We start from the raw sequence: 2,624 nt of genomic DNA on the forward strand, positions 1-2,624 counted from the left end.
CTTCTATGAGCAGCATCATCAGGGAAAACATGGGCTCCATATATTTCATCGATGACACCATACTTGTCACGGGTGTAACGTGGGAATCTTGTATGGCCGGTTGGGTGAATGTTCCTTGTCTTGATTCTCTGTCCCACCTCGAACCGGGGAGGAGACGATATTTCGCGAACCGGAGACAAGCCTTCTAGCAGGGCTTTTTCTACAAGCTTCACTAATTCCGGATCCTTCCGCTGTGGCATTTTTTTATCTGGATTCTTCAAGAAATCCTGTGTTCGAGCTTCAAGTTCTTCGGCGTCCAGTACTCCCGTATCTACCAAGTTGTATTCGACGGTCGCAACCCAGTGTCCATAATAGGATGATGTCAGATAGTCCACCGGACGCATTAATTCAATGCCAATTCTGAATTCATCAAAGGCCTTCATCCCTAATCCTTGTGCCATGCAACCAGCCACAAGCGCGAAAGTAAGCTTTTCCCAGTAATGTTTGAAGTAAGGATCGTCTTGTTCTTTTACATACATGACTTTTCCAAATCCATCCATACCTCCAAGATCATGGATCCCGTTCATTTGTATACCTCCTTTTGCTTGATTCGAAAGAATTAGTAGGAAGCTTCCTTTGCTTTCCCTTCATTCGGAATTCCTGCAATCGGACATTCGGCTGTTCCGACCGTTTTTCTGGTGAATGATTCCACGTTTTCACGTGCTTTTTCCGCATCCAGCACCCAGGTTCTGTAGAAGTCAAACGGGCACTCCGCAACCCCTTTGTCGCCTTCTCCGGAGTTGATCAAGCCGGTATAGCCCCGGTGCAGAAGTTTGAACAAATGGTTCTGGGATTGTGCATTCCGTCTGAAATCACGGATCTGCGAGAGGGAGATTTCGGCATATTGGAAGCCGTTTTCTTCTGTTCCGCATTCTCCGAGTGTTCTTCCGTCGAAACCGATAATCGCTGAATGACCAAAATAGGAATAGACTCCGTCGAAGCCGGTGGCATTTGCAACCGCCACATACACGTTATTCGCCCAGGCCATCGCTTTTGCCATGATGATTTGCTGTTCCTTCGCCGGATACATATAACCCTGGCAACGGACAATCAGCTCGGCCCCTTTCATCGCACAGTCACGCCAAATTTCCGGGTAGTTCCCGTCATCACAGATGATCAGGCTGATCTTGATTCCTTTCGGACCTTCCACCACATACGTTTTGTCTCCCGGATACCAGCCTTCAATCGGGCACCAGGGAATGATTTTTCTGTATTTCTGAACAATCTCACCCTTGTTGTTGATGAGAACCAGTGTGTTATACGGGGCTTTGTTCGGGTGATCTTCATGTTGTTCTCCCGTCAGGGAAAAGACACCCCAGGTGTTTGCTTTCCGGCATGCTTCCGCAAAAATCTCTGTTTCCTCGCCGGGAATCGTGCTGGCTGTCTCCATCATTTCTTTCGGATCGTACATGATCCCATGCGTGCTGTATTCCGGGAACACGATCAGATCCATGCCCGGCAGCCCTTGCTTCATGCCGACGACCATTTTTGCAATGTTGCGGGCATTTTCCAACACTTCCTGTTTTGTATGCAAACGGGGCATTTTATAGTTGACCACAGCTACTCCCACTGTGTCATTACTGCTTGAAATGTCTCCATGTCTCATGGATTATCACTCCTTTTACTGATGTGTTCACCAACTATAAGAAGCAAGAAATGTGCCAACTTTACTCTATACGGAGACATTGCTCGTACAATGCCCTTCATCCATATCTCATGGCTTATCACTCCTTTACTGTTGTTTTCACTAACTATAAGAAGCAAGAAATGTGCCAATATTCTTCGGACGGGGATATTACACGTACAAAGCCCTTCATCAAGCAATTATCAGATATTTTCAATAAACTCCCAAAAATTGATGTATACATTTCGGACAATTATGATTTAAAATAATACATGTACATGTCTGATATAAATGGTTCGGGGTGATTCAATGAAGAATAATAACGAGTACTGTATAGGCATCCTTTTTTCTTTGAGTGGAACTACGGCGCTGATCGAAAAGGGACAATATCAGACAGCATTAATGACCATCGAGTTAATAAACCGGTCTGAAGAACTTGGAGTTAAGTTGATCCCTGTTGTTGAAGATATCCAATCGGATACCCTCACTGCAGCTAAAATGGCGGAAAAGCTGGCCAAACAGGGAGTTTGGGCTTTAGTCGGTCCATATACCTCGGCCTGCCGCAAAGCGATTCTGCCGATTTTGGAAAGGTACGATCTCCCTCTTCTTTACCCCACACAAGTTGAAGGCCTTGAGTCCCATCCGAATGTATTCTACTGCGGACCGACCGTATACCAACAGGTCCTTTACCATGTTCCATGGTTGTTGGATCACCTGGGAACCCGTGTTTTCCTGATCGGTTCCGACTATATCTATCCGCGAGAGACCCACCGGCAACTCAAACCGTTGATCAAGCGATATGGAGGAGAGGTTGTAGGTGAATGGTTTCTTCCTCTTGGAAGTTCCGAAATGACCAATGCACTCAGGATGATTGAGAAGGCTAAGCCTGACTTCATTTTCTCCACGATCGTCGGCTCAAGCATCGTTCCGTTTTATCGCCAGTATCGGGAATTTGGCTTTG

The 2,624-nt window shown here is 46.2% G+C and carries 3 protein-coding genes; 1 reads left to right on the top strand and 2 read right to left on the bottom strand.

Annotation, left to right across the window (positions count from 1 at the left end; all coding sequences use genetic code 11):
- Together nthB and BMZ78_RS18250 are read right to left on the bottom strand one after the other, a co-directional pair.
- The coding region (gene nthB / locus BMZ78_RS18245; protein ID WP_093231800.1) for a nitrile hydratase subunit beta at positions 1-566 on the bottom strand (566 nt) is incomplete at its 3' end.
- Between the two features lie 32 nt (positions 567-598).
- Complete coding sequence (locus tag BMZ78_RS18250; RefSeq protein ID WP_093231801.1) at positions 599-1,645, bottom strand: aliphatic amidase; 1,047 nt, start codon at positions 1,643-1,645, stop codon at positions 599-601.
- Positions 1,646-1,972: 327 nt separating this feature from the next.
- Here BMZ78_RS18250 and BMZ78_RS18255 point away from each other — a divergent pair.
- Positions 1,973-2,624: transporter substrate-binding protein (locus BMZ78_RS18255; protein ID WP_175482571.1), on the top strand; the 652-nt coding region annotated here is incomplete at its 3' end.

This window comes from Thermoflavimicrobium dichotomicum (assembly GCF_900114055.1).
Lineage (GTDB): Bacteria > Bacillota > Bacilli > Thermoactinomycetales > Thermoactinomycetaceae > Thermoflavimicrobium > Thermoflavimicrobium dichotomicum.

Bases quoted from the DNA above. Each gene is read 5' to 3' on its own strand.
- BMZ78_RS18250 (WP_093231801.1), bottom strand. From the start codon at position 1,645: ATGAGACATGGAGACATTTCAAGCAGTAATGACACAGTGGGAGTAGCT.